We start from the raw sequence: 24,853 nt of genomic DNA, 5'->3' as shown, positions 1-24,853 counted from the left end.
CGAAAGAAATTTGAACCAAGAAAAAACGCTTCAAATCCTTGATATGTAAGGGTTTGGGGCGTTTTTTTAGTTTTTTTAATACTGCTAAAGTTGTTTATTTAGCAGCTTTTTTAGTTTCTCTGCGGACTACCGGAGCTACCTCTGTTGCTAGTAGTTCTATACTTTTAGCAACTTTACTAAAAGGCACACCCCCTATATCCATTTGGGCAAGGAAACGCTGATGACCAAACAATTCATATTGACTCAAAATTTTCTCAATAATTTCCTGGGGGCTTCCAACGAATAAGCTGTTATTGGGGCCAGCCATTTGTTCAAAATCTGTTTTAGAAATCTTCATTTGCCTTCCATTTCTCATAAAGGATTTAAAATAATTGATATAATGAGAATAAAATTCTTCCTTAGCCTGTTGAGACGTTTTACTAATATAACCATGAGAACCAATGGCTATCTTAAGTTTATTAGAAGGATGGCCCGCTTTCAATCCTGCATTTCGATAAGCATCAACGAGTGGCTTAAAATGAATAGGATCTCCTCCAAGCACCGCTAACATTAACCCTTCGCCCAATTTACCGGCACGTTTTGCACTCGCTTCCGAACTTCCTACACCGATCCAAATTGGGAGTCTTTGTTGAATGGGGCGGGGAGCAATTTCTGCATCTTTTAACTCTGAGCGGAAATTACCTTTCCAAGTAATGTGCTCATTCTCGTTTAATTTTAATAAAAGGTCCATATTCTCAGCAAATAAACGATCATAGTCATCTAAATTATAGCCGAACAATGGGAAAGATTCTAAAAATGCCCCTCGTCCTGCTACTATTTCAGCACGCCCATTTGAAACAATATCTAATGTTGCAAAATCCTCAAATAAACGGACAGGATCCACTGTACTCAGAATGGTTGTGGCACTTATCAGCCTAATTTGGCTAGTATTTTGGGCAATAGCGGCTAATATAACGTGGGGAGATGATACCGCAAAATCCAAACGATGGTGTTCACCAATTCCGAATACGTCAAGTCCTGCATCATCTGCCAGTTTAGCTGACTCTACAATTTCATCTATACGTTGTTTTGCACTTACTAATTTTTTAGTAAACGGATCGTAAAGCAGTTCCCCTAATGTGTAAATACCCAATTCTATTCCGGAATTTAAATTGGTTCCCTTTTCCATAAGTCTCCTCCATAAAACACACTCATAACTATTTTTAAGAATCTTCTTCTTGAGTCTTGCTAAATAATGAAGCATTTTCACAATTATTTTTTAAAAATGTTTCTACAAGTGAAATCGATTGTTCCTTATCATAGTTTTGATAGATGCTGCTTGCCATTTTTACTGGATCACCAAAAAAGAAACGCTCATATAGCGATTGCCTGCTGCCAAATGCACTCATGCTAATGTCCCATGCTAAACGGAAAAGTTTTACTCGATCATTTGCATTGGTATTAGCAGCTTGTAAGTACGTTTCCAGGTCACTTCTAACGTCAGACAAAAAGTCCATTTCACTCGGAATGGATACGAGTCCGCTTGCTCCTATTTGTTGCAAAATTTCACAATAGCGAGGGTAAAGATGGGAATACATTGAAATAGCTGTATATAATGGTGGATAATCAGGAACCATTGTCCCCCATTTGTCTAATTTTGCATTCATTTCCGAGGTTAATAGTAGTGCTTTAAGAGTTTCTAATCCTGAAATGACTTCAGTGATCTTTTCATGAATATGTTGGTATTCTCCAACGTTGATGGTATTCACAAGCATTTGTGCTACCCCAAGAATAAATTCAGTTTTAACAATTCTTCTAGATGTAATTTGGTGTGCAATCAACGGATAAAAACTGCTTTCAGAATATATCTTTAAAGAGGCTTCCGGATTTTGATAGCAAAAGACACGGTCCCATGGAACTGTGACATGATCAAAGACAACGATGGTGTCGATTTCATCAAACTGTGAACCAAGCGGATGGTCAAATGCAGAATCTTTATATCGGAATGACTCTCGGCAAATAAACTTCAATCCTGGTGTATTGCTTGGAATCGAAAACGCATAGGCAAAATCCTTATTAACCGATGCAAGATGTGTGGGAAAAACGATAATTTCATCTGTTATTCCGCCCTGGGTTGCTAACAAACGTGCTCCCTCCACAACGATCCCATCATTATTTTTTTGAATGGTTTGAGCTGAAATGACTTTAGCCGAATTTTCGAGGTATGTGGATGAACGATTTACTTGAGGGTTGATAAATGTATGTGTAAATGATAAATCCTTGTTTTTTGCCCTTTCATATAAGTTACGCATGTTTTCAGCAAACCTGTTATCTTCCACAGCAAAAATGTCAGCTGCCGCTGCAAACGACATGACAGCTGTATTCATATAATCTGGTGACCGTCCTAACATTCCTACGCTATTTCTAGCCCATTCCTGAATCATAATCCGTCGTTTTTCAAGATCTTCTTTTGTTTTTGGTTCCAGAAAAGATAATCCAATTTTTTCTCCTGTTTTAGGAGAAGTGTAAGTCATGGCATCCATCTTTTTTTGCTGAAGATCATATAACTTTGCTTGACTTTTCATTACTCCGGAAAAAGCTGGATGATCTGATATATTGCCTTTCATTTGCTTTCCATCTATCCATACTTCAGCATTCATTTGATTAATCCTATTTAGGTATTCTTCCCCGGAAATGACCGTCATGAAAACCACCAACTTTTAAAGTATTAATACTGTTTTATGTTAAAAAGGTTCCCCATGATTGTACGAATATCTAATAAGGACAAATGAAATAATTATATCTAAACACTAATTAGTACCCAGATTTCAAAAAGATACAGATATTTTATATATAGCAAAAATATATTATTTTGAAGCAACGCCCCAAACAAATTGAGTACTTTTTCCGTTCGTTGCATCTGCAGAAAAATTGATTGTGTGTCTTCTTCCTGTTGTTCATAATACAAATACAGTTTAATTATTACACATTTATAGTCTGATTCACCCTGAACCAGAGTTAAGTTCGTACTGTGAATTTAAATTTATAACTATTAAAATAGCTATTCTATTAAAAATTCCATGCTTGTCCGTCTCAAATTAACTATCATTACATAATATATAATAGTCTCTTATAATAAAGTGGTGATAGACTATGGAATACGAAGGCGGCTCTCGTACTAACTTTGGTTTAATCGTTCGTTATTCTCTTCATCCTATAGATTATTGTTGGAACAAGTTTTATGAGAGGATACTGATTGTATTATAAGATTAATCAACAACCCCAAAAAAACTAACACCACTTTCTTTTGAAGCGTTCAAGGGCGTTTCTTTTTTTGTCTTAATGCATAGTTGTTGTCTATCTAAATCTTCGTCTTGCGATTTAGTGCCTAATTTATTTGCTGGAATGTTTTTTGTCCAGAACCCTTCGTTTTCTTTCACATAAATTAATAAGAGAGAGGACAATCACTCCTTTGTCCGTATCTTTTAAGGTGACGGGCATCTTTTAGCAACTATTATTCCTCCGATAGTTGTTTTTTTATGTCGCCCTGAGTATCGATTACGTATCTATTATTCGAAATGTGTGTTTAGCTGCAACCGTTTGAACTCCTATCCATCTTTACTTTTTCGACATAATTAGACACAAACCAACAAATACCAATGAATTATTAGAATAGTTTTGTTATTATAAATTTAATAAGATTTGGTTGGTAAGCCATTGATCTTATTACTCTTTCAACACCAGGCATTTATGCCTGGTTCATCTTACATAAAAGGTTCGAACTGTTCATTAAGCAGTCTTGCTTTCTTTTCTCATTAACTGTTCAATCAATTTCACTTAATTAACAAATGCCTGGGTTACTTCATACAAAATTTAAAAAAGGAGTTGTTCTTCATGGTGAAATGGATTGACGTATCCACATCAAAACATCAATTAAAACTTTTTGATGGAAACAGACTTATAAAAACTTACCCAATTGCCGTTGGCAAAATGTTATCTCCAACACCTTCTGGGACATACTCGATCATCAATAAACAAATTCTTCCACCTGCATGATTTGGAGTGCTTTGGATGGGGTTTTCAAAACCTCATTACGTGTTATCTTTTTATTAAACTAGAAAAGTTTTTTATGATTTAGTTGTTATTACGAGCTGGATTGATTGCTATGTTCAATACTTGGGACGAGCTGTTTATAAGTCATTTTGTGTAATTAGCACTTAGTGTTATTTTAGATTAGATATAAAAACCAGGCGCAAATTAGTCCCTCCGAATTTGCACCTAGATATATCGAGCTTGCTCGATATATTTCCTTTATATAATGAAATCAATAAAATTGTGTTTATTAAATTCTGAGGTTCAAATTCTTTCTTACACAGGCAATCTATACATGCACAATTTTCAGACCAGTGAACACTCAACAAGCTTTACGATATCCATTATTTTCCTTATCTTCAACTTCTTTTGCCTTAGTGCTATCACTTAACATCGTCAAGCAGTATGTACAATTTAGTTGGAACGTTACCTAGCAACCATGGTACCACCGAACAAACCTTCCGATAGATGTGCTATAGCAGTAAAATACGAGCTGGATTGATTAGTTATTTTCAATACTTGAGACGAGCTTTCATTAATCTTTTTGTGTATTTAGCACATATTGTTATTAATTAATCAATAATATATAACATCCATTAAACCCATCTAAAAACTTCATAAAAAAACTGCTCTTCATAGCATAAATCGACTATAAAGAGATTCAAGTTAAAGCATCATTATGGTTTGACAATATCCACATATAGCATTATCATCGATTCAAACTTATTTATGGGAGGTTTAAGATGAAAATTTATGTAGATGCAGATGCTTGCCCAGTGAAAGATATCATTATCTCTGAAGGGACAAAAGCTCATATTCCTGTTATCCTTGTTACAAGCTTTTCTCATTTTTCTACCACTGAACAACCTTCTGGTGTAGAAACTATTTATGTTGATTCCGGAGCAGATGCTGCAGATTATCGGATTATGAAGTTAGCCGAAAAAGGTAATCTAATCATTACGCAAGATTATGGTCTTGCTTCACTAGGTTTAGCTAAAGGGTGTACCGTTCTTCATCATAAAGGGTTTATTTATACAAACGAAAATATTGACCAATTATTACAAACACGTTATCTAAGTGCAATGGCTCGAAAAGGTGGAAAACGTACAAAAGGGCCAAAACCATTTACATCAGAAGATCGTGAGAAATTTAGAGAACTCTTTAAGGAAGTGATTTCAGAGTTATGACAGAATCGTTAATTCGATTTACTAAATAAATTTAGGAACGCTCAGTGAAGGTAAGTGAGTATTGAAATCTTAATAAATTTGTGACATAAAAGAAATTAAAAGAAAAAAGGGCTGCCAATAATATGAGCAACCCCAAATAAGTATTAAATTTCTAATGAACGTTCAACAATTTCAACTATATCCAAAGTTTTAACCTGGTCCTCGACTTCTTTTGCCTTTGTTCCATCACTTAACATCGTCAAGCAGTATGGGCAATTACTTCCGATGACGGTTGGACTAAGTCTAAATGGCATGGCTTTGCATAATTCAGCAGTTAATTACGAGCGGTTATTATTTTGTTGCTCAATATTTGGGACGAGCTGTATATAGATTAAATTGTGTAATTTGCACATAGTGTTATTTATTAATGTTTCGACATTTAAACAAAAAACATGTTGTCCTAAAAAATAAGCCCTAACTTTTTCGCTTCAAATCGCAATTCATCTCTAAATTTAGGATGTGCTAGATTAATTAAAGCTTCCGTTCTTTCTGATAAACTTTTCCCCTTTAATTGAGTAATCCCATACTCGGTAACAACATAATCCACATCATTTTTCGAAGTGGTTACAACGGAACCGGGTGCTAATACAGGACGAATTCGCGAAATTGTATCGTTCTTTGTTGTCGAGCGTATACAAATAAATCCTTTTCCGTTTTTAGCAAATTGAACCCCAATACCAAAGTCTACCTGTCCTCCTGTTGAACTATAATACTTACCTGCAACGGTTTCTGAAGCACATTGACCATAAAAATCAATCTCTGTCGTGGCATTAATCGCAATCATATTATCCTCTCTTGCAATGTTACGCGGGTCATTGACATAGTTGACTGGAAGCATTTCGATTTGATCATTTTGATCCATAAAATCATATAAAGCCTTCGAGCCAAAACCAAATGTCGCAACAATTTTTCCAACATGTGTATTCTTATTTTTCCCAGTAATGACTCCGGCTTTATACAGCTCACTAATTCCATCCGTCAACATTTCAGTATGAATTCCTAAATCTCTATGATTCCTTAAAAGACTAATCACGGCATTCGGAATTCCACCAATGCCTACCTGTAATGTAGAACCATGATCAATTCGTTCGGCAATATATTCAGCTATTTTTACATCGATATCTGTAACGGGTGACGGTTTAATTTCAAACAATGGTGCATTATGACGAATATAGCCTATGATTTGTGAAATATGGATGCGGTTTTCCCCATAAGTTCGCGGCATGTGTTCGTTTACCTGCAAGATAAATGGAACCTTTCCGATAAAGTAAGCAGCATAGTCAGCTTCAGTTCCAAGAGTAAAGTATCCTTCCTCATCCATTGGAGATGCTTGACAAACAACAAGCGGATTCTTCGCAGTTTGCTCTAATAGTTTAGGCATTTGATGGAAGTGGTTTGGAATTAACTCACATGTTCCATTCAAATATGCCTTACGTGCAAATGAATTCATAAAATATGAAATATAACGAATATGAGGATATACGCCGTTTATATAGTTTCTTTCTTTTAATTCAAGCATTTGATGGATTCGTAAGGACGTAAAATGATAAGGATTTTCGTCAATTGCCGTTAAAACTAAATCGGGTTCACCATTTCCAAGCGGAATAATAATATCCGTATCATTTTCAATTAAATTAAGAATTTGTTGAATGTCTTTTTCTTTGTTTGTCATCATATGTAGATTCCTTTCACATATTCAATATCTATGTTTAATATATAAATTATGATTAACCTATAATACTAGATGCTAAATTTATTATAAATTACTTTCCAGTTTATTCAATTTAAAAAAGTTCATTTAATTTTATATTACTTTCATTCATATTCATTTAAGAAAAAAAGTCGAGTATTCATCAACAGGTAGATTTGAAAAAATTATAATCCGCCAAATTTTTTATGATATAGTAGTTTATTACGAGCCGGATTCATTGTTATGTTCCAATACTTGAGACAAGCTGTGAATTAAGTTTTTGTGTATTTAGCACATATTGTTATTAATTAACAATATTATTGTCTTATTCAGTTTACCAATAAAAATTATTTTGGAAAGTGTCTTTTAAACTCTGCTAGTATGAATGATTTCCCATTTTGTGTTTAACATAAGCTTATCACTTCTCATTTCATTATATTAGGAGGAGAAAATGCCTTATTTAACTGTTTTGGGTAAAGGAACGTTTGAAGTAGATAGAGGTAAAAAGCTTGTTTTAGCATTAGAAGATAATGATGTCCATATTCTCCATCACTGTGGCGGACATGCAAAATGTACAACGTGTAGAGTAGAAATATTAGCTGGTGAATATTTCGAGCTAACCGATAAAGAAAAGACTGCATTTGAAAGTAAAGATATTAATTATGAGGTGTTTGATGATTTTTTACGTTTGTCTTGTCAAATTTGTGTGACAGGTGATTTGACGGTGCGCCCAATCATGACCGTTGAAAACTCTGGATTGACTGCAGGCCCAAGACCAGCAGACTAAAGATGCTTACATAAAAATATTAAAATACCTTCATTCAGTTAGAAAAAAATAGCCGAGAAAACCTTCCTCGTCTAACATGTCTCAAATTAATTTAAATGCTTAATTAAAGACAAACAAAAGAGCCATTGAGGCTCTTTTGTTATATAGATGTACGATTAATATATTTAACTAGCCTTCTCCACAGTAGCTTTTAAAATATCCTCTGTACTTAGTTCGAGCGTTTTTTCTAATAATTCTATTGTTCGTAGTATTGGCCGGATTTCTACCTCAGATGTAATATTTTCTGCTTTCTTTTGGTTGATTATTTCCCTTATCGAATGTTTAAACATAAGAGTGTTGATTAGCCATTCCCCGATCAGTTCCTGTGTGGCTTCTCGTTCCTCTTCGTCTTTTATAGCAAATAAACTTTGTGTATCAGGTTCTAAGAGAAAGACTGAATTCTTTTCAAGGTCAATCCGAAGCCAAAAATAGTTAATATCACTATCATAATAGTTTTGATTTCTTAGACGGTAATATTTAATTCCTATTTTTAAATCGAAATAAGGATTTTCCTCTGTAGGAATATGGAGATCTGTTACCATTACATGATTCATTCGATCTACATATATTTCTAAACTATTTTGAGTGTTAATTGTTTTTGCATCTAATACATTCACTTTTCCATCCCCCCTCTTTATTCAATAAATCTATCGAAAAAATTTACTCAGGTTTATCTTGAAATATATATTATCCTAACTCATTAAAGAAATTTCGAATTATCTACTAATACGTTTTAATAAAGCTTCTTTTTCTGTTTCAAAACCTGGTTTACCGAGTAAAGCGAACATATTTTTCTTATAGGCTTCTACTCCTGGTTGATCAAATGGATTGATTCCCATAAGATGCCCGCTGATTCCACAGGCTTTTTCAAAGAAGTAGACCATTTCACCAAAAGTATATTCATTTAATTGATCAAGTTCGACTACCATATTGGGAACCCCGCCATCCACATGGGCTAATACCGTTCCTTGGAACGCATTTTTATTCACTTCATCCATTGTTTTACCAGCTAAGAAGTTTAATCCATCAAGATTGGCTGCATTTGGTTGAATAGTTAATTCAACTTTTGGTTTAGCCACTTGAATAACGGTTTCGATTAAATCACGACGACCTTCTTGTACATATTGTCCCATCGAATGTAGGTCCGTTGAAAAATCAACAGATGCTGGGAATAACCCTTTATTGTCTTTTCCTTCACTTTCTCCATACAACTGTTTCCACCATTCAGAAACATAGTGAAGAGCTGGTTCATAGTTTACTAACAATTCTATTGATTTACCTTTACGGTACAAAACATTACGAATAGCTGCATATTGGTAGCTTTCATTTGTGGCAAGATCTGGATTATTGTATTTATCAGCAGCAGCTGCTGCACCTGCCATCATTTGATCAATATCTAGTCCTGCAGAAGCGATAGGTAACAAACCAACAGCAGATAGAACGGAATATCTTCCGCCAACGTCATCTGGAATCACAAATGTTTCATAGCCTTCTTCATTGGCAAGTTGTTTTAATGCCCCTTTTTCTTTGTCTGTTGTAATATAAATTCGTTTTTTCGCTTCTTCTTTTCCATATTTCTTTTCTAAGTAGTCACGGAAAATCCGGAAAGCAATCGCCGGCTCTGTTGTTGTTCCTGATTTTGAAATAACGTTAATCGAAATATCTTTGCCTTCTAAAAGTTCTATTAAATGAGAAACGTAGGTGGAACTAATATTATGACCAGCAAAGTAGATTTGTGTTTGATTGCTCATTTGATTATAGAATGTATGAGAAAGAGCGTCGATTGCAGCTCTTGCACCTAGATAAGACCCTCCAATGCCAATTACAATCAATGCATCAGAAGACTTACGGATTCTTTCGGCAGCTTGTTTGATTCTTGAAAATTCTTCTTTATCGTAGTCGAATGGAAGTGTTACCCATCCTAAGTAATCGGATCCAGGACCTTTTTTATTGTGTAGCATATCGTGTGCTACTTGTACAAATGGTGCCAGATTGCCAACTTCGCTTTGATTCATAAAGGGTTTTACGTTTGTATAGTCAAAAGATAGTGTCATTTTTTAGAGCTCCTTTAATAACATTTTTCATTTACTTTTATAAAGATGAGCGTTAGCAAAGTATTTTGATCTGCTAACGCCATAGATTAAGGCTTATTTTTTTGGTTCTACCCAATCCGCTGCAAATTTTTCAATACCTTGATCTGTTAATGGATGCTTTGCAATTTGCTCAATTATTTTGTAAGGAACCGTTGCAATATCTGCACCAGCCATCGCAACTCGTGTTACATGGTCTGGATGACGAACAGAAGCAGCAATGATTTGTGTATCAAGGTTATGAACACGGAAGAGTTCTGCTATTTTTGTTACCAGTTGCACGCCATCTTCTGAAATGTCATCTAAACGTCCTAGGAATGGAGAGACATAGGTTGCCCCTGCACGAGCTGCTAATAGTGCTTGGTTTACTGTAAATATAAGGGTAACATTTACTTTTACTCCTTTATCTGCAAGATAACGGGTCGTTTCTAAACCATCTAAAGTCATCGGTACTTTAATGGTAATATTTTTATCGCCGCCATTGATTTTGATTAATTCGTTTGCTTCTGCAATCATTTCTTCAGCTGTTACAGCATGTGGTGTTACCTCCGCAGATACGGATTCAACTTTTGGAACTGCTTGTAAAATTTCTGCGATTCTGTCTTCAAACTTAACTCCTTCTTTTGCTACTAAAGATGGGTTCGTCGTTACACCGGATAAAATACCAATTCTGTATGCTTTTTTAATTTCATCAAGGTTTGCTGTATCAATAAAAAATTTCATGGTGATTTTCCTCCAAATATATTTTAATAATTTATAAAATTTTTCAACATTCATTAATATAACTCTAGTATCAAAAGTTTATTATGCTTTTTCTACTGCATGTCCGCCAAATTCATTACGTAAGGCCGCAACAACTTTTCCATTAAAGGTATCGGTTTCTAGAGAACGAAAACGGGATAGCAAAGACATAGCAATAATCGGTGTTGCTGCTTGAAGATCTAGAGCTGTTTCAAGGGTCCATTTTGCTTCACCAGATGAATGCATTACGCCTTTAATAGCATCTAATTTCGGGTCTTGAGAAAATGCATGTTCTGTTAACTCCATTAACCATGAACGGATAACAGATCCATTGTTCCAAACCTTTGCTACTTTCTCATAATCTAATTCGAATTCACTCTTATCTAATACTTCAAAGCCTTCACCAATCGCAGCCATCATACCGTATTCGATGCCATTATGGATCATTTTCATGAAATGTCCGACGCCTCTTTTTCCACCATAGAAATAGCCGTTTTCGACAGCTGTGTCACGGAAAAGGGGTTCAACTACATCCCACGCTTCTTGATCTCCGCCTATCATGTAACAAGCGCCGTTGCGGGCTCCTGATGTACCGCCTGATGTACCTGCATCCATATAGTAAATGCCTAACTTTTTGAACTCATCATATCGACGAATCGATTCTTTGTAATGAGAATTGCCACCATCAATTACAATATCCTCTTTTTCTAGCAATGGTTTCAGTTCACCAAGAACAGAATCCACTACTGTGTGTGGAACCATGATCCACAATATTCTAGGAGTCTCTAAATTCTGTACTAATTCTGTTAGATTAGTTGTTGCTTTAGCTCCAAGTTGATTCATGTCTTCTACTGCATTTGGATTCAAATCATATGCCACGACTTGATGATCATGATCCAGTAAATTTTGACCTAAGTTAAATCCCATTTTTCCTAATCCAATTAATCCTACTTGCATTTTCTTCACTCCTATTGTGTCTTCTCTTACATGATGTATAGAATAGAAAAATGTTTTTTTTTCCTTTAAACATTAGATTTTAAATAACGAAATTAAGTTTTTTGCTTATACATTTAACTGACTTTTCACTGTTCCAACAACATTTTCAGTAGTAAATCCAAACAACTCCATAACAGCCTGTCCTGAACCGGAAGCCCCGAATGTTTCAACTGATAGGATTTTTCCTTGAGGCCCAACATAACGATCCCAGCCAAGAGCGATTCCCATTTCAAGAGAAACACGGTTCGTTATTTTAGAAGGAAGAACAGACTCCTTATAACTTTCCGGTTGACGATCAAAAAGTTCCCAGCTTGGCATAGCCACAACTCGAACAGATACCCCATCTTTTTCAAGTTCAGTTTTAGCCTCTACAGCTAAGCTTACTTCAGAACCAGTCCCGATTAAGATAACATCAGGATTGTCATTAGTTTCCGTGAAAACATAGGCTCCTTTAGATAGTTTTTCAATATTGGCTTTTGTTTCTTCAAAAACCGGTAAGTTTTGACGGCTTAATATTAAAGCTACCGGACCCTCGGTATTTTGGAGAGCATAAGCCCAAGCACTTGCAGTTTCATTCGCATCACTTGGACGAATGACTTTAAGACCAGGAATCGCTCGTAGCGCAATTAATTGTTCAACCGGCTCATGTGTTGGACCATCTTCACCGACTGCTATTGAATCGTGTGTAAACACATAGGTTACAGGTAGTTTTTGTAAGGCTGCTAAACGAATGGATGGTCGAAGATAATCGTTAAAAACAAAGAATGTACCGACAAATGGTTTAACACCACCATGTTGAGCCATGCCATTAGCTGCTGCTCCCATTGCATGTTCACGAATTCCAAAGTAGACATTCCGACCAGAATAGGACTGAACAGCAAAGGCTGCTTCACCTGTAATATCAGTCATTGTAGAATGTGACAGATCTGCACTGCCGCCAAAAATTGAAGGGACCAATTTCACAAAATGATTGATTGCATTCCCACTCGCTACACGGGTTGAAACGGCTTTTTCAGGATTAAAAGTTAATATATCTTTTTCTTCGATTAATATTTTTCCTTCAATAGAAGCTGCAAGTTCTTTAGCTAATTCTGGATAGGCCTCTTTATAAGCTTCAAACAATTCATTCCAGTTCTTTTCATCTTGGATTCCAAATTGCTTTAATTCATCAAAGTGAGCTTTCACTTCTGCAGGAACATAAAAGTCCTGTTCATAATCCCATCCATAGGCTTTCTTCGTTGCTTTCGCTTCCTCCACACCAAGTGGTGCACCATGAGCTTTATTGGTGCCAGCAACGTTAGGACTTCCGTAACCGATAATGGTTCTTACTTCGATCAATGTTGGATGCTCCTGATCCATTTTCGCTTCTTCAATAGCCTTTGTAATGTCTTCTATATTGTTTCCATCTTCTACACGAAGATATTGCCAGTGAACAGATTCTGCCCTTTTCTTGATATCTTCAAAGAAAGATAGATTTAATTCGCCATCTAAGGAAATATCATTTGAATCATATAAAACAATCAGCTTACCCAGTTTCATATGACCGGCCATTGACATAGCCTCATAGGAAATTCCTTCGGATAAATCACCATCACCAACGATTACGTATGTATAGTGATTAATAATCGGGAATTCCTCTTTATTGAATTTAGCTGCTAAATGTGCTTCTGCTATTGCCATCCCTACTGCATTGGCAATTCCTTGACCTAATGGACCAGTTGTGGCATCTACACCATCTGTATGCCCAAATTCTGGATGTCCTGGTGTTTTACTATTTAGTTGGCGGAAATTTTTCAAATCATCAATGGTGACATTAAAGCCAGCAAGATGAAGTAAACTATACAGCATACTTGAACCATGACCAGCGGAAAGTACAAAACGATCACGATCAAACCACTTGGAATGAACGGGATTATACTTCAAATGATAAGCCCATAATGCATAAGCCATAGATGCAGCTCCCATTGGTAGACCAGGATGACCAGAATTCGCTTTATTAATTGCATCAATTGATAGTGTTCTAATTGTATTAACAGCCAAATTTGCAATTTTATCTCTCATACGATTTAATCTCCTTCTAAGACATTATTATGTTATAGTGCTACGAACTCTTTTTTATGCTCAAGTGCATGTTGCAATTCATCCAACCACCATTTGAATCCGTCTTTATTAAGTAAGGCATTTGCAGCCTCAGGACCATTCGAGCCAGCGGGATATAGATAAAGTGGAACAAGTTCTTCTCTAAAAGCATCAAGAATCGGTTGTACCCATTCCCAAGACTTTTCCACTTCTTTCCAATGAGCAAAGAAAGTAGAATCCCCACGTAAGGCATCCTGGATTAATCTTTCATATGCCTCGGGTATATCTGATTGCTGGGTAGAAAAACTAATATTGACAGGTTCGATTTTCCCATTGATTGGATTTCTACTATTAATCTGTAATGATACCTTTTCATTTGGATTAATTTCGATAATCAATAAATTGGGATCCATTCTATTAGATTTTCCCGTTTTTATGGAATTTTTGAATTCTATCACGATACGGGTAGATTTTTTTGCCATTCTTTTTCCTGTTCGAATATAGAATGGAACTCCTTGCCAATATGGATTATCAATCCAAAGACGTGCAGCCACAAAGGTATCATTTTGAGAAGAAGCATCAACTCCTGGCTCCTTTCTATAACTAACAACTGAACTCCCATTGATTTCTCCAGCACGATATTGGCCTCGAATGATTTCTAAGCTTACTTCATCTTTTTTAATTGGACGAACAGCCTCTATGACTTTTCTCTTTTCATTACGAATATCATAAGGACTATTACTTTTAGGTATATGCATGGCTGTCATCATCAAGATTTGCAACATATGATTTTGGAACATATCACGGATAGCCCCTGATTTATCATAATATCCAGCGCGTTCTTCCACTCCTACCGTTTCACTAGCTGTAATCTGTACATTAGCAATATGCCGATTGTTCAATAATGTTTGCAGAACGGGATTTGAAAATTCAAGTGACCCGAGATTTTGAATCATTGATTTACCAAGATAGTGATCAATTCGATAGATTTCATCTTCTTCAAATGCTTCTGTTAGAGTAGCATTTAATTCACGCGCTGACTCTAAATCACGTCCAAATGGTTTTTCGATAATCAATCGTTTCCAGCCATTTGTAGAACCTAAACCACTTTCTTTAATATTCAAAGCGATAGGGCCGAATAAATCAGGTCCGACAGATAGATAAAACATTCGATTTCCTGGAATATTTAGTTCCATTTCACGTTCTCTTACGAGGTTTAGCAGATTTCTATAGTCATCCGCTTTTGTCGCATCAAGAACACTGTATCGAAAAGCCTCAAGAAAAGTATCCAAATGGCTATGGTCATTGTCCATCCTTCTTGAAAAAGTTTTGATTGATTGTTCTACATCATGTTGAAACTTTTGATGGGACATTTGGTTTCTGCCCAATCCAATGATTGAAATCGCTGAAGGCAGTTTTTGATCAAGATATAGATTATATAAAGCCGGGAAAATTTTTCGTTTTGCTAAATCCCCAGTTGACCCGAATAAGACAAACGTCATTGCTTCCATTTACTTCCCCCACTTTCTAATAAAACCGCATGATTTCTCCCATCTAATGAAATGACTAAATCAGTCATTCCAGTAAATAAGCCATTTTCGACTACCCCAGGAATAAGGTTAAGACATGTTTCTACTTCTTTTGGTTGTGATAGATTTGGAAAGACACAGTCTAAAATATAATTACCATTATCAGTTTGAAAAGGTGTACCACTTATTTCCCTTAAACTAGGTTTACCGCCTAATGTTTTAATATGTTTGGCTGTCATTTCATATCCAAAAGGAACAACTTCCACAGGAAGTGGAAATGATCCCAATGTTTTTGACATTTTGGAAGGAGTAACCACTACAATAAAATTCTTGGCCCCACTGGCGATGATTTTTTCCCTTAAAAGTGCTCCGCCTCCACCTTTTATCAAATTAAAATCCGAATCTACTTCATCCGCTCCGTCTATCGCCACATCGATTTGATTAATATCTTTAAAACTAACTAATGGGATCTTTAATTTTTGGGCTAATTCCTTTGTTTGAATCGATGACGGGATTCCTTGAATCGAAAGTCCATCTTTGACTAGTTGTCCAAGTTTAAGAATCGTATAGTAGACGGTTGATCCTGTGCCAAGCCCTACCACCATCCCATCCTTAATGAAATCTACTGCCTTCTCACCAACGATTTTCTTTTCATTCAAGTATTGTCCTTCTCTTCCCACTTTTGATTCTCTCCTTTTGGAAAAGCCATTATTTATCAATGAAATCTTTTACTATGTCCATTGTTCAATAACTTGCTTTTTAGCTAAACGTAGAATCTCGTCTTCTGGAGTACCTTTATATGCAATAACATTTGTTCGGTAGTTCCTTCCTTTATATTCAACGTTTACCATTACCTCAATCATCGTTTACTTCTCCCTTCTATCATTTCCTCTATATGTGTAAATATTGCAATCATTTATCTCGAATTATATTTTCTCGAATTCGAGATATTTTATAAAAAAATTTATTTATAATTCTATATAAATTTAAATAACTTTTAATTTGTATATCTCGAATTCAAGATATTAGACATCATAAATTTCCTATATATTAGTATGGTAAACTAATCTATTTAATTCCTCCTTACCACTTTAAAATAATTATTTTCTTCGTTACAAGATAACTATTTTAGAAAAAATATTATTGTTACCAAGTAACTTTATGCACTTATAATAAACCCATTTATATAAGTTCGTCAATAAATTTGTGTCCATTTTGTGAATTTAATTAATCTATTTATTTAATGATTCTAGAATACTAATGGGAGTATCCTTCTGTACTTGCAAATTGAATGTAATTCGGGCTTAAAGTTGAATGATTAACAAATCTGGTGGGATAATATTCCACCAGACTTCTTCATAATATCTTCCTTAACAATTTCCATTCCATCTCTATCAGTGAGCTCAATATCATTTATGATCGAAGTTCCTTCTAGTTGAACTAAAAAAGCCTGTCTGACTTCTTCAATGGAAAGGTTATTTCTTTTCCTTGCCCCCCTTGCCCTTGGCTAAAAGTTCCTACGGCTAAGTCTGTAGTGGACTTTCACCACCAAGTTATCGCCCATGCCGGGCGCACACTAAAAGAGACAGTCTATTCATCATGAATAGAGTGTCAGTAATCCAGTCAGACATTTATCTTATCTATTATATACTAAATACAATAATCATCTATTACCAATTGTTTAGAGTCACAGGAATCTGCTAGTAATTTCTTCATTTAAACTGGATACACTGTCTTATGATCTGCAAAAACTGTAAGCTGATTATGCTCCTTATTAAACACAATATCAGCATCTGATGAGTGATACCATGTCTTTTGGTTTTCCTCAACTTCAAATAAATTTAATTCTTCTTTAAATTTCATAATCTCTTTCGCCTGTTCTTCTGGGATTGAAACAGAAATGATCCACTTATCTTCTTTTGGCTGAATACCATAATGATCTGTTTGATAAAAAAGGCGACTTCCGACTGAATGACGAATCAATAACAAACTATTCACCACCTGCTAAATCAATAAATAAAAAGAAGGTTTCTTTCTTTGCTTTTATTGTAAGTTCATCTAAATCAGAAATACGTGCACTGTCTCTTTGACCAACGACAAATGCATGATTTAAGACTAGTTCACCCTCAATGACAAAGACATACACCATTCTTCCTTGTTTTTGTTGAAAGAAAAGTTCTTCTCCGGAATCTAATTTCGATAAAAATAATGTATCATCACTATGGATTTTTTTCATTCCTTCGGTTGGAGTTGAGGAAACAATAGGTAGCAGCAGATTATGCATGGCGTCTACATCATATGTAATATCCTCCTAGAGCTGAACATTTCCAAATCGCAAAATTCCACTATTCCCCTAACTATCCTCATGCTTAAATTGGCCCTTCAATACAATAGATACAATTTCTGCTTCCCTACGCGAATGAATGGAGAATCCCTTTCCAGCTTGGACAATATCATCATTAAAAACACGAAGAGAACCAAATCGGATATTAGATTCATCATAGTTTTTACCAAATGAAAAACTAAAATTACTCTCTAACCAATCATTTTTAATGGAAACGAATAATTTGAATCATATCTCTCACCTCAATATATCTCGATTTCAAGATAACTATAAAATTATTAATCAAAATTGTCAATTTCTTAAAGAGCAAAGAAACGTTTAATTCGCTTCTTTACAAAAAAGACTTCCATCAGCTAGTGTTTTTCTTCATCCCCCACTGATGATCGTTAGCGGTACTTATCAGGTAGAGCCTACACTGTACAACGGACTATGGAAACATCCGAAGGTGTGATAACCAAACCAACACTTGCAATTGCTGCTAAAGCTTTTCTTTCTTTTCTGGAATTCGTATCTCCATAGATTAGCCGGTATGGACTGTTGGCATTTAGGGCTCACGCTGTATTTAATCTTCAAAAATTAGGTAGATCTTTCTTCTCGTTTTAAAATTATTTAATCAAGACTTTTTTACTAAGTTTAAAAGATCATTTACAAATTACAAAAGTTGCTAAATTTTAAATAATTACTATCTATGTAGTTTTAAATAAAGAAAAACTGGACCCAAATTGTAACGTTGAGGTCCAGTTTTATGTAGGTCATTTCACCTGCAAAATATAAGATAACAAGCCAACAAATATCTCGAATTAAAAATATTCAAATTGAAGGTAGTTGACAACATAACAAGAGTATAATATATTTATCTCGAATTCAAGATTAATTAAATCAATATTTTTTAATTAAAGATTTATTAATTGAAGATTTATTAATTAAATGTTTAATTAATCTATCAAAGTATTAAAGTAATCCCGAATTCAAAACTATAATAAGGGAGGGTAATTTAGTAAAAATTAAATAATTGCTAGGTATAGCAATTTATAGTTTATAAGAATCACAAATAAAAATTAATCACAATAGGAGAGTAAATAAAATGAACAAGGTATACAAAAAATTAACAATAGCAGGAATGGCCTTATCTATGGCATTAGGAGCTGGAGCAGTAACAAGTAATAGTTTAAATTTAACAGCAGAAGCAGCCCAAGAAGTAAAAGTAAATACAAAGACATCAGATGACATTCTAACACCTTCGAATCATACATTATTGATGATTGATCACCAGCCACAGATGGCTTTTGCTACTAAATCACATGATGTAACTCTAGTTCGTAACAACGTAGAAGCATTAGCGAAATCAGCAAAAGTATTTAATGTACCAACTATATTGTCAACAGTAGCTGCTGATACATTTAGTGGTCAAATCTTCCCAGAAATTAAAGCAGTATTTCCTGATGAAAAAATTATTGATCGTACATCTATGAATGCATGGGATGATAAAAATGTTGTGAATGAAGTACAGAAGGCTGGCAATAAAAAATTGGTCGTTGCGGGCCTTTGGACCGAGGTTTGTGTCGTTATGCCAGTACTAGACGCACTTGAAGACGGTTATGAAGTCTATGTAGTAACCGATGCTTCAGGCGGTGTAACTACAGAAGCACATGATATGGCGGTTGAGCGCATGATTCAAGCTGGTGCAACACCAATTACTTGGATGCAATATATGTTAGAATTACAACGTGACTGGGCAAACCAAGAAACTTATGATGAAGTATTATCTATTGCTAAAGAACATGGTGGAGCATACGGATTAGGTGCCCAATATGCTGAAGATATGTTCAATGCTAAAGAAGGTAAATAACTAAAATAATAGAAAATATCTCCTACCAAAAGGTAAGGAGATATTTTCTATTTTAGACAAAAGACAAGTTGGAATAAATAGCTGGTTGTAAAGTCAAACTTCTTTACCTGCCTATTTTCCATTGACCAAAGAGCCGTTGGGGTTGGCACCTAGAGCTAGCCAGCAGTGTATGTGTTAATAAGTAAGACTTTCTATTCTTTTTAATCCATTGATGCGGCATTGTCTTGTATATTTATATTTGAAGAATTTTTTGGCTTAAATACCCCTGATTTCCAGATTTTCAGACTAGACACCAACATTAATAGACTCGCAATCGATAGAATCCAGTAGCTAGCTGTATACTGACCAGTCCATTCACGGAGTAAGCCAAATACTTCAGGTCCTATTAAGATACCAGTATTTTCACCAATAATGATGATGGACATAACAATTCCAATGGTCTCTTTCCTTTTTGCTAAAAGTGGTGCAGAAGCAAAGATAATTGTTGGCATAAATCCGCTAAATAATCCCATGATGGCAGCTACTCCATACAAAACTGCTAGCGAGCTGTTGGTAAAGAAAGGCCATGCAAGGACAAATATAAGTGGAGGTATCAAAAAGACGTATAAATGATTTCCTAATTTATTTAAAAGTATCCCAGAAAATAAATTGCTTGTCATCGTTAGCAACGCTACCAGGCTTGGAACTAACGAAGCAGCTGCAAGACTCATAGAAGTTGTTTCCGTTAAGTAAGTAGAAATCCATGTGTTAAAGGAGAAGAACGCAAAAGTAAAAGAAGCGAAAGCAAGAGCCGCCCACCATACATTCTTATTTTTAATCTCACTTAGCAAAACTTCTTTCTTCAGTTTAGGCGTATTAGTTTCTAAGGTATCTGCGCCCTTTCTTGACTTAACTAATACTTGTTTTGGAATGACCATAGCATAAAATAGAAAACATAGCGCGATCACAATCATGAGAAAAATCCAATATACATCGGATTTGTAATTTAATACAAGTTTTGGTGCAAATAAAAACATCAATAAGCTGCCAACAGGAATCCAAGTAGACCAGATCCCCATTGCGATACTCATCATCCTTGGGGCAACATATTGACCAATGGCTGAAGGCGCCGCAACAGAAACTAATCCAAAACCGATTCCTTCAATAATCCTACCAAATAGAATAACCCCATAACTATTTGCTAAGAGACATGTAAGAACACCAATAAACATAATCCCTATCCCTAATAAACCAATTTTCCGTACCCCATGCCTTTGTACAATAAATCCACCCGGTACTGCAGATAAAAGAGTGGCTAAAGCAAATAGTGACATTAACAGAGCAGAATCTGTGTAACTTAATCCATACTGATCTTTAATTAAAGAAAGGATTGGTGGGATCGAAAATTGAACAAGTGTTGCAATGACACCTGCTGAAAACGCTGCCCATAATACCATCCAAGAAGACCGTGACAAGTTAATTCCCCCTTTGTTCTAGAATGCGAATATTCACTTGTAGTGTACTCCCAAATATTAATAACGTCCAATATATTATAATTATCAAAATAATAACTTTTTGTAATCTAATATCAAAAAAACAATCATTTTAATACTATCAACTATCGCTAAAACCTCTTTCATTCAAATAAAACACTGTATATAATTTTAACAGTTAGAAGTGTGTGACATACTCACTTAAATAGTTCAATTACACACTTTCGAAATAAATCTCCCGAAGGTGTAAGATTATTACCTTTTAACCAGGCAAGACCGATTTCTCTATGGCAATATGGTTCCGAAATGAATATTTTTTTAATTTTTCCAGAACTGATTCCAGCAAATTCAGGGATAATCGTGATTCCCAGGCCCGCAGAAACAAGACCTGCTAAAGTGGGAACATCCTCTCCTTCAAATTTAATGACTGGTGTAAAGCCTGCTTCTTCACAAAAGTTGTTAATAACCTCCCTCATCCCCAGCTCCTTCTTAAAAGCAATAAAATTTTCTTTACCTATTTCACTAAGAGATATTGAAGACCTTTCTGCCAATCGATGGTTAGCAGGTACGTATAAGAACAACTCCTCATCAAATAATGATTGCCAGTTGATTTCTGGATGACCCTTAACAGGTGTGATTAGACATAAATCCACTTCTCTGTTTAGAAGCTGCTGAATACTGGAAAAAATATTATTCTGATAAAGCTGAATTTCCACATGGGGATATTGTTCATTAAAATCCCTGACGATTTCTGGCAAAATAGAAATGCCGAATGTCTGTAGAAAGGCAATGGAAACGGTTCCAGTGTAAGGGTTTTTCAGTTGATTGATTTCCTGCACTCCATTTGAAATCTCATTTAATCCATTTTCAACACGTTTTAAAAAAACACTTCCAAATTTATTTAGCTTAACAGAACGTCCAACACGCTCAAAAAGGGAAATTCCTAATTCTGCTTCTAGCTTTATAATTGAACGGCTTAGGGCTGGCTGAGAAATGTTCAATAACTCTGCTGCTTTATGAAAATGTTCTGTTTTGGCGACTACACGAAAATATTCAAGCTGCTGCCATTCCATTTCATACACTTCTTTCCTGTAAGTTGATAACCAAAACATATGATAACGATAGGTAAGTCTTTGGATACTGCTGGATTCCCTCCGCAAACAGACATTTCTGTCTGACCTTTTCCCCCGTTCCACACACCGTATATGCGACTTTCATCGCTCACGGCGTTCCATCTTAATGATAAAATTAAATTAATAGAAGATTACAGACTTTACTAAATTGGTTAATTTTCTTTAACTAACTATTATCTGGGCTAATTAACTTCAGATTATAGTCGATGGTTAACTGGTTAGTTGCTTGAATAAGTTTATGAACGTTTTTATGGAGGATCCTTAGATTATTATAAACATCAGTTCCCCCTAAAGATGTGGGCAAGTAATGATGGCAATGAACTTCATCTGCGAAAAGAAAATTTCCTAGTATTTCACATTTTCCTTTTCTCATTGAACATCTAGTAAGTCTATTATCCATATATTCTGTTGTTCTGTTCGATATGGTTGAAGTCATTAAATTCAAACTGTTTGATATCGTGAAATTATAAACAAGCGAAGAAATTAAAAATATATTATCAATGAAAAAGGTCTGATGAAAACGCTCACCAGACCTTTAGTACATCAAATTTTTCTTGAACTATAAGAGAATCATTTTTCAAACTTTATGATTAGTACGATACAGCTTATCTAAAGCGCATTTCTCTTACTTTTTATTTTACTTATAAAATTTAACACGATCCTCCAATGGTTGGAATTCTTTTTCCCCAACTGGAGCTGTTGGATTTCCAAATGGCATTTGTGCAATCAATTTCCAATTACCTGGGATATTCCACTCATTTTTCACTTCATCATCAATTAGCGGATTATAGTGTTGTAAAGATGCCCCTAGTCCCTCTGCTTCTAATGCTGACCATACCACTAATTGGTGCATACCTGATGCTTGGTTTGACCAGATTGGGAAATTTTCAGCGTATAAAGCGAATTGTTCTTGAAGAGATTTCACTATTGCTTCGTCTTCAAAGAATAGTACAGTTCCATATCCAGCTTTAAAGGTATCCATTTTTTGTTGAGTTCCAGTAAAATCACCTTCTCCAACCACTTCTCTTAACGTTTCAGTTGTAATGTCCCATAATTTATCATGTGCTTCTCCTGTCAATACAACAAGACGTGCCGTTTGAGAATTGAAAGCAGATGGAGTATATTTTACAGCAAATTCAACAATTTCTTTAATTCTTTCATCAGATACTTGTACATCTTTATTAATTCCGTAATATGAACGTCTTTCTTTAAGTACAGTATAAAAATCTGTTGTCAATGCAATGGTCATTATAAGTATTCCTCCATTATTCAAGTCTTTAATTTATATATCTTCAAACGATATATCTCGACTTCAAGGTAATATTAAAGCAAACAGGATTTATTGTCAATCAACTTGCCTTTGTATCAATTGGGCGTACTAATTTTTCCCCAAGCGTTTCATAGGGTTCATCTCCCATGAATCCAGCACCATCTGTTGCAATTTCAAAGAAAATTTGTGGTACAACTTTGGTATATAATGAACCAAAATAATAGCGTTCCACATATCCTGAATTCGTATAAAATAAACTTTCAATGATGAAATACAATCCGATTTCGTTTTTCTTTCGCTTTATATAGCGCTTGATCTGCATAGAGTATTAAAGATCTAGAATCTGTTGCACTTTCAGGAAAAATAGAAATACCAATACTTAAAGTTACGACAATCTCCTGATCTTTAAATTTGTAAGGTATTTGAAAAGCTGCATACAATCTTTCCGCAATTTCCCCAATACATTTTTTCTCTTTAATGTTACTTAATAATACTAGAAATTCATCTCCGCCAATTCGACAAAGGATATCGTTTTTTCTAACATTTTCTTTCAGCCTCTTTGCAAATTGTTTGAGTAGTTCATCACCTATACCGTGACCTAATGAATCGTTAATCTGTTTAAATTTATCGATATCAATATACATGATGGCCAACATATGTCCTAGATCTTCTGCCTTTTCCATCATTTGACCCATCATTTCAATAAAATATCTTCGATTGCTTAATCCTGTTAATGGATCATGAAAAGCCAAATATTCTAATTGCATTTCATAATTTTTCTTTTCTGTAATATCACGAATTTGAACTTGGATAACTGGTTCACCTTTATATGTGATCGGCATGACCATCATTTCAGCCCATATGACTTTCCCATCAAATCGAACAAATCTTTCTACCATCACTTCCTGGTTTTGATTAGTTATTAAATTCATATTATTTTCGATTTCATCTTTTTTCTCTGTCCAAATAAACTCCCAAAAGGAATGACCGATAATATCTTCAATATCTTCTGCCCCAAATAATCTAACACCTGCTGAATTTACAAAGACAATATGTTCTTTATTTTTCACAAAAATTGCATCAGGTAAGAATTCAATTAAATTTCGATAACATTCTTCACTTGATTGAAGTCTCCTTTGCATTTCCATTTGTTCTGTAAAGTCCTTATACATACCTATCGCTAGAACCTCTCCATTATTAATAGATCTATAGGATGCTAAAACTTCGATGATTTTCCCATCCTTCCTTTTTCTTTTGGTAACAAAATAAGGAAGGTTTTTTCCCTGTTTAAATAAATCTAATTGTTTTTGCTGTACTTCATTATGAATAATGAAAGGTGGCATGGATACCTCTTTCAATTCTAACATATCCCATCCCAATATATCTGTAAAAGCACGGTTAATGGTTAGGATTGCCCCGTCATAGCCAATCGTAAATATAGCGTCATTTGTATTATTCCAGATTAGTTCAAACGCTTCATAGCCCAATTTTGGTATGGCTTTAGTGCTATTAATCATTAGTTCTCCTTTCACCTAAC

At 34.9% G+C, this 24,853-nt stretch carries 23 protein-coding genes and 2 pseudogenes; 4 read left to right on the top strand and 21 right to left on the bottom strand.

The window, feature by feature from the left end; translation table 11 throughout:
* Positions 1 to 94: 94 nt before the first annotated feature.
* Together R4Z09_RS10755 and hpaB are read right to left on the bottom strand one after the other, a co-directional pair.
* On the bottom strand, positions 95 to 1,168 hold the full coding sequence (locus R4Z09_RS10755; protein WP_338452311.1) for an LLM class flavin-dependent oxidoreductase: 1,074 nt from the start codon (positions 1,166 to 1,168) through the stop codon (positions 95 to 97).
* 34 nt (positions 1,169 to 1,202) lie between these two features.
* Positions 1,203 to 2,684 (bottom strand): 4-hydroxyphenylacetate 3-monooxygenase, oxygenase component, encoded by a 1,482-nt coding sequence (gene hpaB, locus R4Z09_RS10750; RefSeq protein ID WP_338452310.1) that lies wholly within the window; start codon positions 2,682 to 2,684, stop codon positions 1,203 to 1,205.
* A 1,189-nt stretch (positions 2,685 to 3,873) separates the two neighbouring features.
* Between hpaB and R4Z09_RS10745 the strand changes: the two are divergent.
* A pseudogene (locus tag R4Z09_RS10745) lies at positions 3,874 to 4,032 on the top strand (L,D-transpeptidase); the annotation flags it as partial.
* A gap of 782 nt (positions 4,033 to 4,814) precedes the next feature.
* Positions 4,815 to 5,258, top strand: a complete 444-nt coding sequence (locus R4Z09_RS10740; RefSeq protein WP_338452309.1) for a YaiI/YqxD family protein — start codon at positions 4,815 to 4,817, stop codon at positions 5,256 to 5,258.
* Between the two features lie 143 nt (positions 5,259 to 5,401).
* On the opposite strand, the gene R4Z09_RS10735 is transcribed toward R4Z09_RS10740, so the two are convergent.
* Both R4Z09_RS10735 and R4Z09_RS10730 read right to left on the bottom strand, forming a co-directional pair.
* The gene (locus R4Z09_RS10735) at positions 5,402 to 5,551 is read right to left on the bottom strand and encodes a hypothetical protein (RefSeq protein WP_338453415.1); all 150 of its coding nucleotides are present in this window, start codon (positions 5,549 to 5,551) and stop codon (positions 5,402 to 5,404) included.
* Between the two features lie 146 nt (positions 5,552 to 5,697).
* Entirely contained in the window at positions 5,698 to 6,972 is a 1,275-nt protein-coding gene (locus R4Z09_RS10730) for an acetyl-CoA hydrolase/transferase family protein (RefSeq protein ID WP_338452308.1), read from the bottom strand.
* Between the two features lie 466 nt (positions 6,973 to 7,438).
* Between R4Z09_RS10730 and R4Z09_RS10725 the strand changes: the two genes are divergently transcribed.
* Complete coding sequence (locus R4Z09_RS10725; RefSeq protein ID WP_338452307.1) at positions 7,439 to 7,774, top strand: 2Fe-2S iron-sulfur cluster-binding protein; 336 nt, start codon at positions 7,439 to 7,441, stop codon at positions 7,772 to 7,774.
* A 164-nt stretch (positions 7,775 to 7,938) separates the two neighbouring features.
* Here R4Z09_RS10725 and R4Z09_RS10720 read toward each other — a convergent pair whose 3' ends face one another.
* From R4Z09_RS10720 to R4Z09_RS10665, 12 genes are all read right to left on the bottom strand, one after another.
* Positions 7,939 to 8,430 (bottom strand): hypothetical protein, encoded by a 492-nt coding sequence (locus R4Z09_RS10720; RefSeq protein WP_338452306.1) that lies wholly within the window; start codon positions 8,428 to 8,430, stop codon positions 7,939 to 7,941.
* 99 nt (positions 8,431 to 8,529) lie between these two features.
* Complete coding sequence (locus R4Z09_RS10715) at positions 8,530 to 9,867, bottom strand: glucose-6-phosphate isomerase (protein WP_338452305.1); 1,338 nt, start codon at positions 9,865 to 9,867, stop codon at positions 8,530 to 8,532.
* Between the two features lie 93 nt (positions 9,868 to 9,960).
* A complete protein-coding gene (gene fsa / locus R4Z09_RS10710) occupies positions 9,961 to 10,626 on the bottom strand; it encodes a fructose-6-phosphate aldolase (protein WP_338452304.1) in 666 nt (221 codons plus the stop codon).
* A gap of 81 nt (positions 10,627 to 10,707) precedes the next feature.
* Positions 10,708 to 11,601: a phosphogluconate dehydrogenase (NAD(+)-dependent, decarboxylating) gene (gene gnd / locus R4Z09_RS10705; protein WP_338452303.1), complete on the bottom strand. Its 894-nt coding sequence runs from the start codon at positions 11,599 to 11,601 to the stop codon at positions 10,708 to 10,710.
* A 105-nt stretch (positions 11,602 to 11,706) separates the two neighbouring features.
* Positions 11,707 to 13,701 (bottom strand): transketolase, encoded by a 1,995-nt coding sequence (gene tkt / locus R4Z09_RS10700; RefSeq protein WP_338452302.1) that lies wholly within the window; start codon positions 13,699 to 13,701, stop codon positions 11,707 to 11,709.
* A gap of 32 nt (positions 13,702 to 13,733) precedes the next feature.
* The gene (gene zwf / locus R4Z09_RS10695) at positions 13,734 to 15,230 is read right to left on the bottom strand and encodes a glucose-6-phosphate dehydrogenase (protein ID WP_338452301.1); all 1,497 of its coding nucleotides are present in this window, start codon (positions 15,228 to 15,230) and stop codon (positions 13,734 to 13,736) included.
* Positions 15,218 to 15,907: a ribose-5-phosphate isomerase RpiA gene (gene rpiA, locus R4Z09_RS10690; protein ID WP_338453249.1), complete on the bottom strand. Its 690-nt coding sequence runs from the start codon at positions 15,905 to 15,907 to the stop codon at positions 15,218 to 15,220. Before rpiA ends, zwf begins: the two co-directional genes overlap by 13 nt.
* Positions 15,908 to 15,979: 72 nt before the next feature.
* Positions 15,980 to 16,111 carry a BA3454 family stress response protein gene (locus R4Z09_RS10685; protein WP_338452300.1) on the bottom strand — a complete coding sequence of 44 codons (132 nt, stop codon included), beginning with the start codon at positions 16,109 to 16,111 and terminating at the stop codon, positions 15,980 to 15,982.
* 455 nt (positions 16,112 to 16,566) lie between these two features.
* Entirely contained in the window at positions 16,567 to 16,716 is a 150-nt protein-coding gene (locus R4Z09_RS10680) for a hypothetical protein (protein ID WP_422392295.1), read from the bottom strand.
* A 248-nt stretch (positions 16,717 to 16,964) separates the two neighbouring features.
* The gene (locus R4Z09_RS10675) at positions 16,965 to 17,246 is read right to left on the bottom strand and encodes a hypothetical protein (RefSeq protein WP_338452299.1); all 282 of its coding nucleotides are present in this window, start codon (positions 17,244 to 17,246) and stop codon (positions 16,965 to 16,967) included.
* A complete protein-coding gene (locus tag R4Z09_RS10670; RefSeq protein ID WP_338452298.1) occupies positions 17,239 to 17,532 on the bottom strand; it encodes a hypothetical protein in 294 nt (97 codons plus the stop codon). The genes R4Z09_RS10675 and R4Z09_RS10670 overlap by 8 nt, the downstream gene beginning before the upstream one ends.
* A 69-nt stretch (positions 17,533 to 17,601) precedes the next feature.
* Positions 17,602 to 17,802 carry a pirin family protein gene (locus tag R4Z09_RS10665; protein WP_338453248.1) on the bottom strand — a complete coding sequence of 67 codons (201 nt, stop codon included), beginning with the start codon at positions 17,800 to 17,802 and terminating at the stop codon, positions 17,602 to 17,604.
* A 1,048-nt stretch (positions 17,803 to 18,850) separates the two neighbouring features.
* Here R4Z09_RS10665 and R4Z09_RS10660 point away from each other — a divergent pair.
* Positions 18,851 to 19,441 (top strand): hydrolase, encoded by a 591-nt coding sequence (locus R4Z09_RS10660; RefSeq protein WP_338453247.1) that lies wholly within the window; start codon positions 18,851 to 18,853, stop codon positions 19,439 to 19,441.
* A 200-nt stretch (positions 19,442 to 19,641) separates the two neighbouring features.
* On the opposite strand, the gene R4Z09_RS10655 is transcribed toward R4Z09_RS10660, so the two are convergent.
* From R4Z09_RS10655 to R4Z09_RS10635, 5 genes and pseudogenes are all read right to left on the bottom strand, one after another.
* A complete protein-coding gene (locus tag R4Z09_RS10655; RefSeq protein ID WP_338452297.1) occupies positions 19,642 to 20,895 on the bottom strand; it encodes an MFS transporter in 1,254 nt (417 codons plus the stop codon).
* A gap of 215 nt (positions 20,896 to 21,110) precedes the next feature.
* Positions 21,111 to 21,986, bottom strand: a complete 876-nt coding sequence (locus R4Z09_RS10650) for a LysR family transcriptional regulator (RefSeq protein ID WP_338452296.1) — start codon at positions 21,984 to 21,986, stop codon at positions 21,111 to 21,113.
* A gap of 697 nt (positions 21,987 to 22,683) precedes the next feature.
* Entirely contained in the window at positions 22,684 to 23,283 is a 600-nt protein-coding gene (locus tag R4Z09_RS10645) for a nitroreductase family protein (protein WP_338453246.1), read from the bottom strand.
* 112 nt (positions 23,284 to 23,395) lie between these two features.
* Positions 23,396 to 23,578: pseudogene (locus tag R4Z09_RS10640) on the bottom strand (ring-cleaving dioxygenase); the annotation flags it as partial.
* On the bottom strand, positions 23,577 to 24,833 hold the full coding sequence (locus tag R4Z09_RS10635; protein WP_338452295.1) for a sensor domain-containing diguanylate cyclase: 1,257 nt from the start codon (positions 24,831 to 24,833) through the stop codon (positions 23,577 to 23,579). The pseudogene R4Z09_RS10640 and the gene R4Z09_RS10635, both read right to left, overlap by 2 nt.
* Between the last annotated feature and the right edge of the window lie 20 nt (positions 24,834 to 24,853).

Source organism: Niallia oryzisoli (assembly GCF_036670025.1).
In the GTDB taxonomy this organism is placed as follows: Bacteria; Bacillota; Bacilli; order Bacillales; family Cytobacillaceae; genus Bacillus_BD; species Bacillus_BD oryzisoli.
Note: the sequence above shows the minus strand (reverse complement) of the source record. Positions and strands in the feature narration are given on the sequence as shown.

Bases quoted from the DNA above. Each gene is read 5' to 3' on its own strand.
- R4Z09_RS10755 (WP_338452311.1), bottom strand. From the start codon at position 1,168: ATGGAAAAGGGAACCAATTTAAATTCCGGAATAGAATTGGGTATTTAC.
- hpaB (WP_338452310.1), bottom strand. From the start codon at position 2,684: ATGACGGTCATTTCCGGGGAAGAATACCTAAATAGGATTAATCAAATG.
- R4Z09_RS10740 (WP_338452309.1), top strand. From the start codon at position 4,815: ATGAAAATTTATGTAGATGCAGATGCTTGCCCAGTGAAAGATATCATT.
- R4Z09_RS10735 (WP_338453415.1), bottom strand. From the start codon at position 5,551: ATGCCATTTAGACTTAGTCCAACCGTCATCGGAAGTAATTGCCCATAC.
- R4Z09_RS10730 (WP_338452308.1), bottom strand. From the start codon at position 6,972: ATGATGACAAACAAAGAAAAAGACATTCAACAAATTCTTAATTTAATT.
- R4Z09_RS10725 (WP_338452307.1), top strand. From the start codon at position 7,439: ATGCCTTATTTAACTGTTTTGGGTAAAGGAACGTTTGAAGTAGATAGA.
- R4Z09_RS10715 (WP_338452305.1), bottom strand. From the start codon at position 9,867: ATGACACTATCTTTTGACTATACAAACGTAAAACCCTTTATGAATCAA.
- fsa (WP_338452304.1), bottom strand. From the start codon at position 10,626: ATGAAATTTTTTATTGATACAGCAAACCTTGATGAAATTAAAAAAGCA.
- gnd (WP_338452303.1), bottom strand. From the start codon at position 11,601: ATGCAAGTAGGATTAATTGGATTAGGAAAAATGGGATTTAACTTAGGT.
- tkt (WP_338452302.1), bottom strand. From the start codon at position 13,701: ATGAGAGATAAAATTGCAAATTTGGCTGTTAATACAATTAGAACACTA.
- zwf (WP_338452301.1), bottom strand. From the start codon at position 15,230: ATGGAAGCAATGACGTTTGTCTTATTCGGGTCAACTGGGGATTTAGCA.
- R4Z09_RS10685 (WP_338452300.1), bottom strand. From the start codon at position 16,111: ATGATTGAGGTAATGGTAAACGTTGAATATAAAGGAAGGAACTACCGA.
- R4Z09_RS10670 (WP_338452298.1), bottom strand. From the start codon at position 17,532: ATGCATAATCTGCTGCTACCTATTGTTTCCTCAACTCCAACCGAAGGA.
- R4Z09_RS10660 (WP_338453247.1), top strand. From the start codon at position 18,851: ATGATTGATCACCAGCCACAGATGGCTTTTGCTACTAAATCACATGAT.
- R4Z09_RS10650 (WP_338452296.1), bottom strand. From the start codon at position 21,986: ATGGAATGGCAGCAGCTTGAATATTTTCGTGTAGTCGCCAAAACAGAA.
- R4Z09_RS10635 (WP_338452295.1), bottom strand. From the start codon at position 24,833: ATGATTAATAGCACTAAAGCCATACCAAAATTGGGCTATGAAGCGTTT.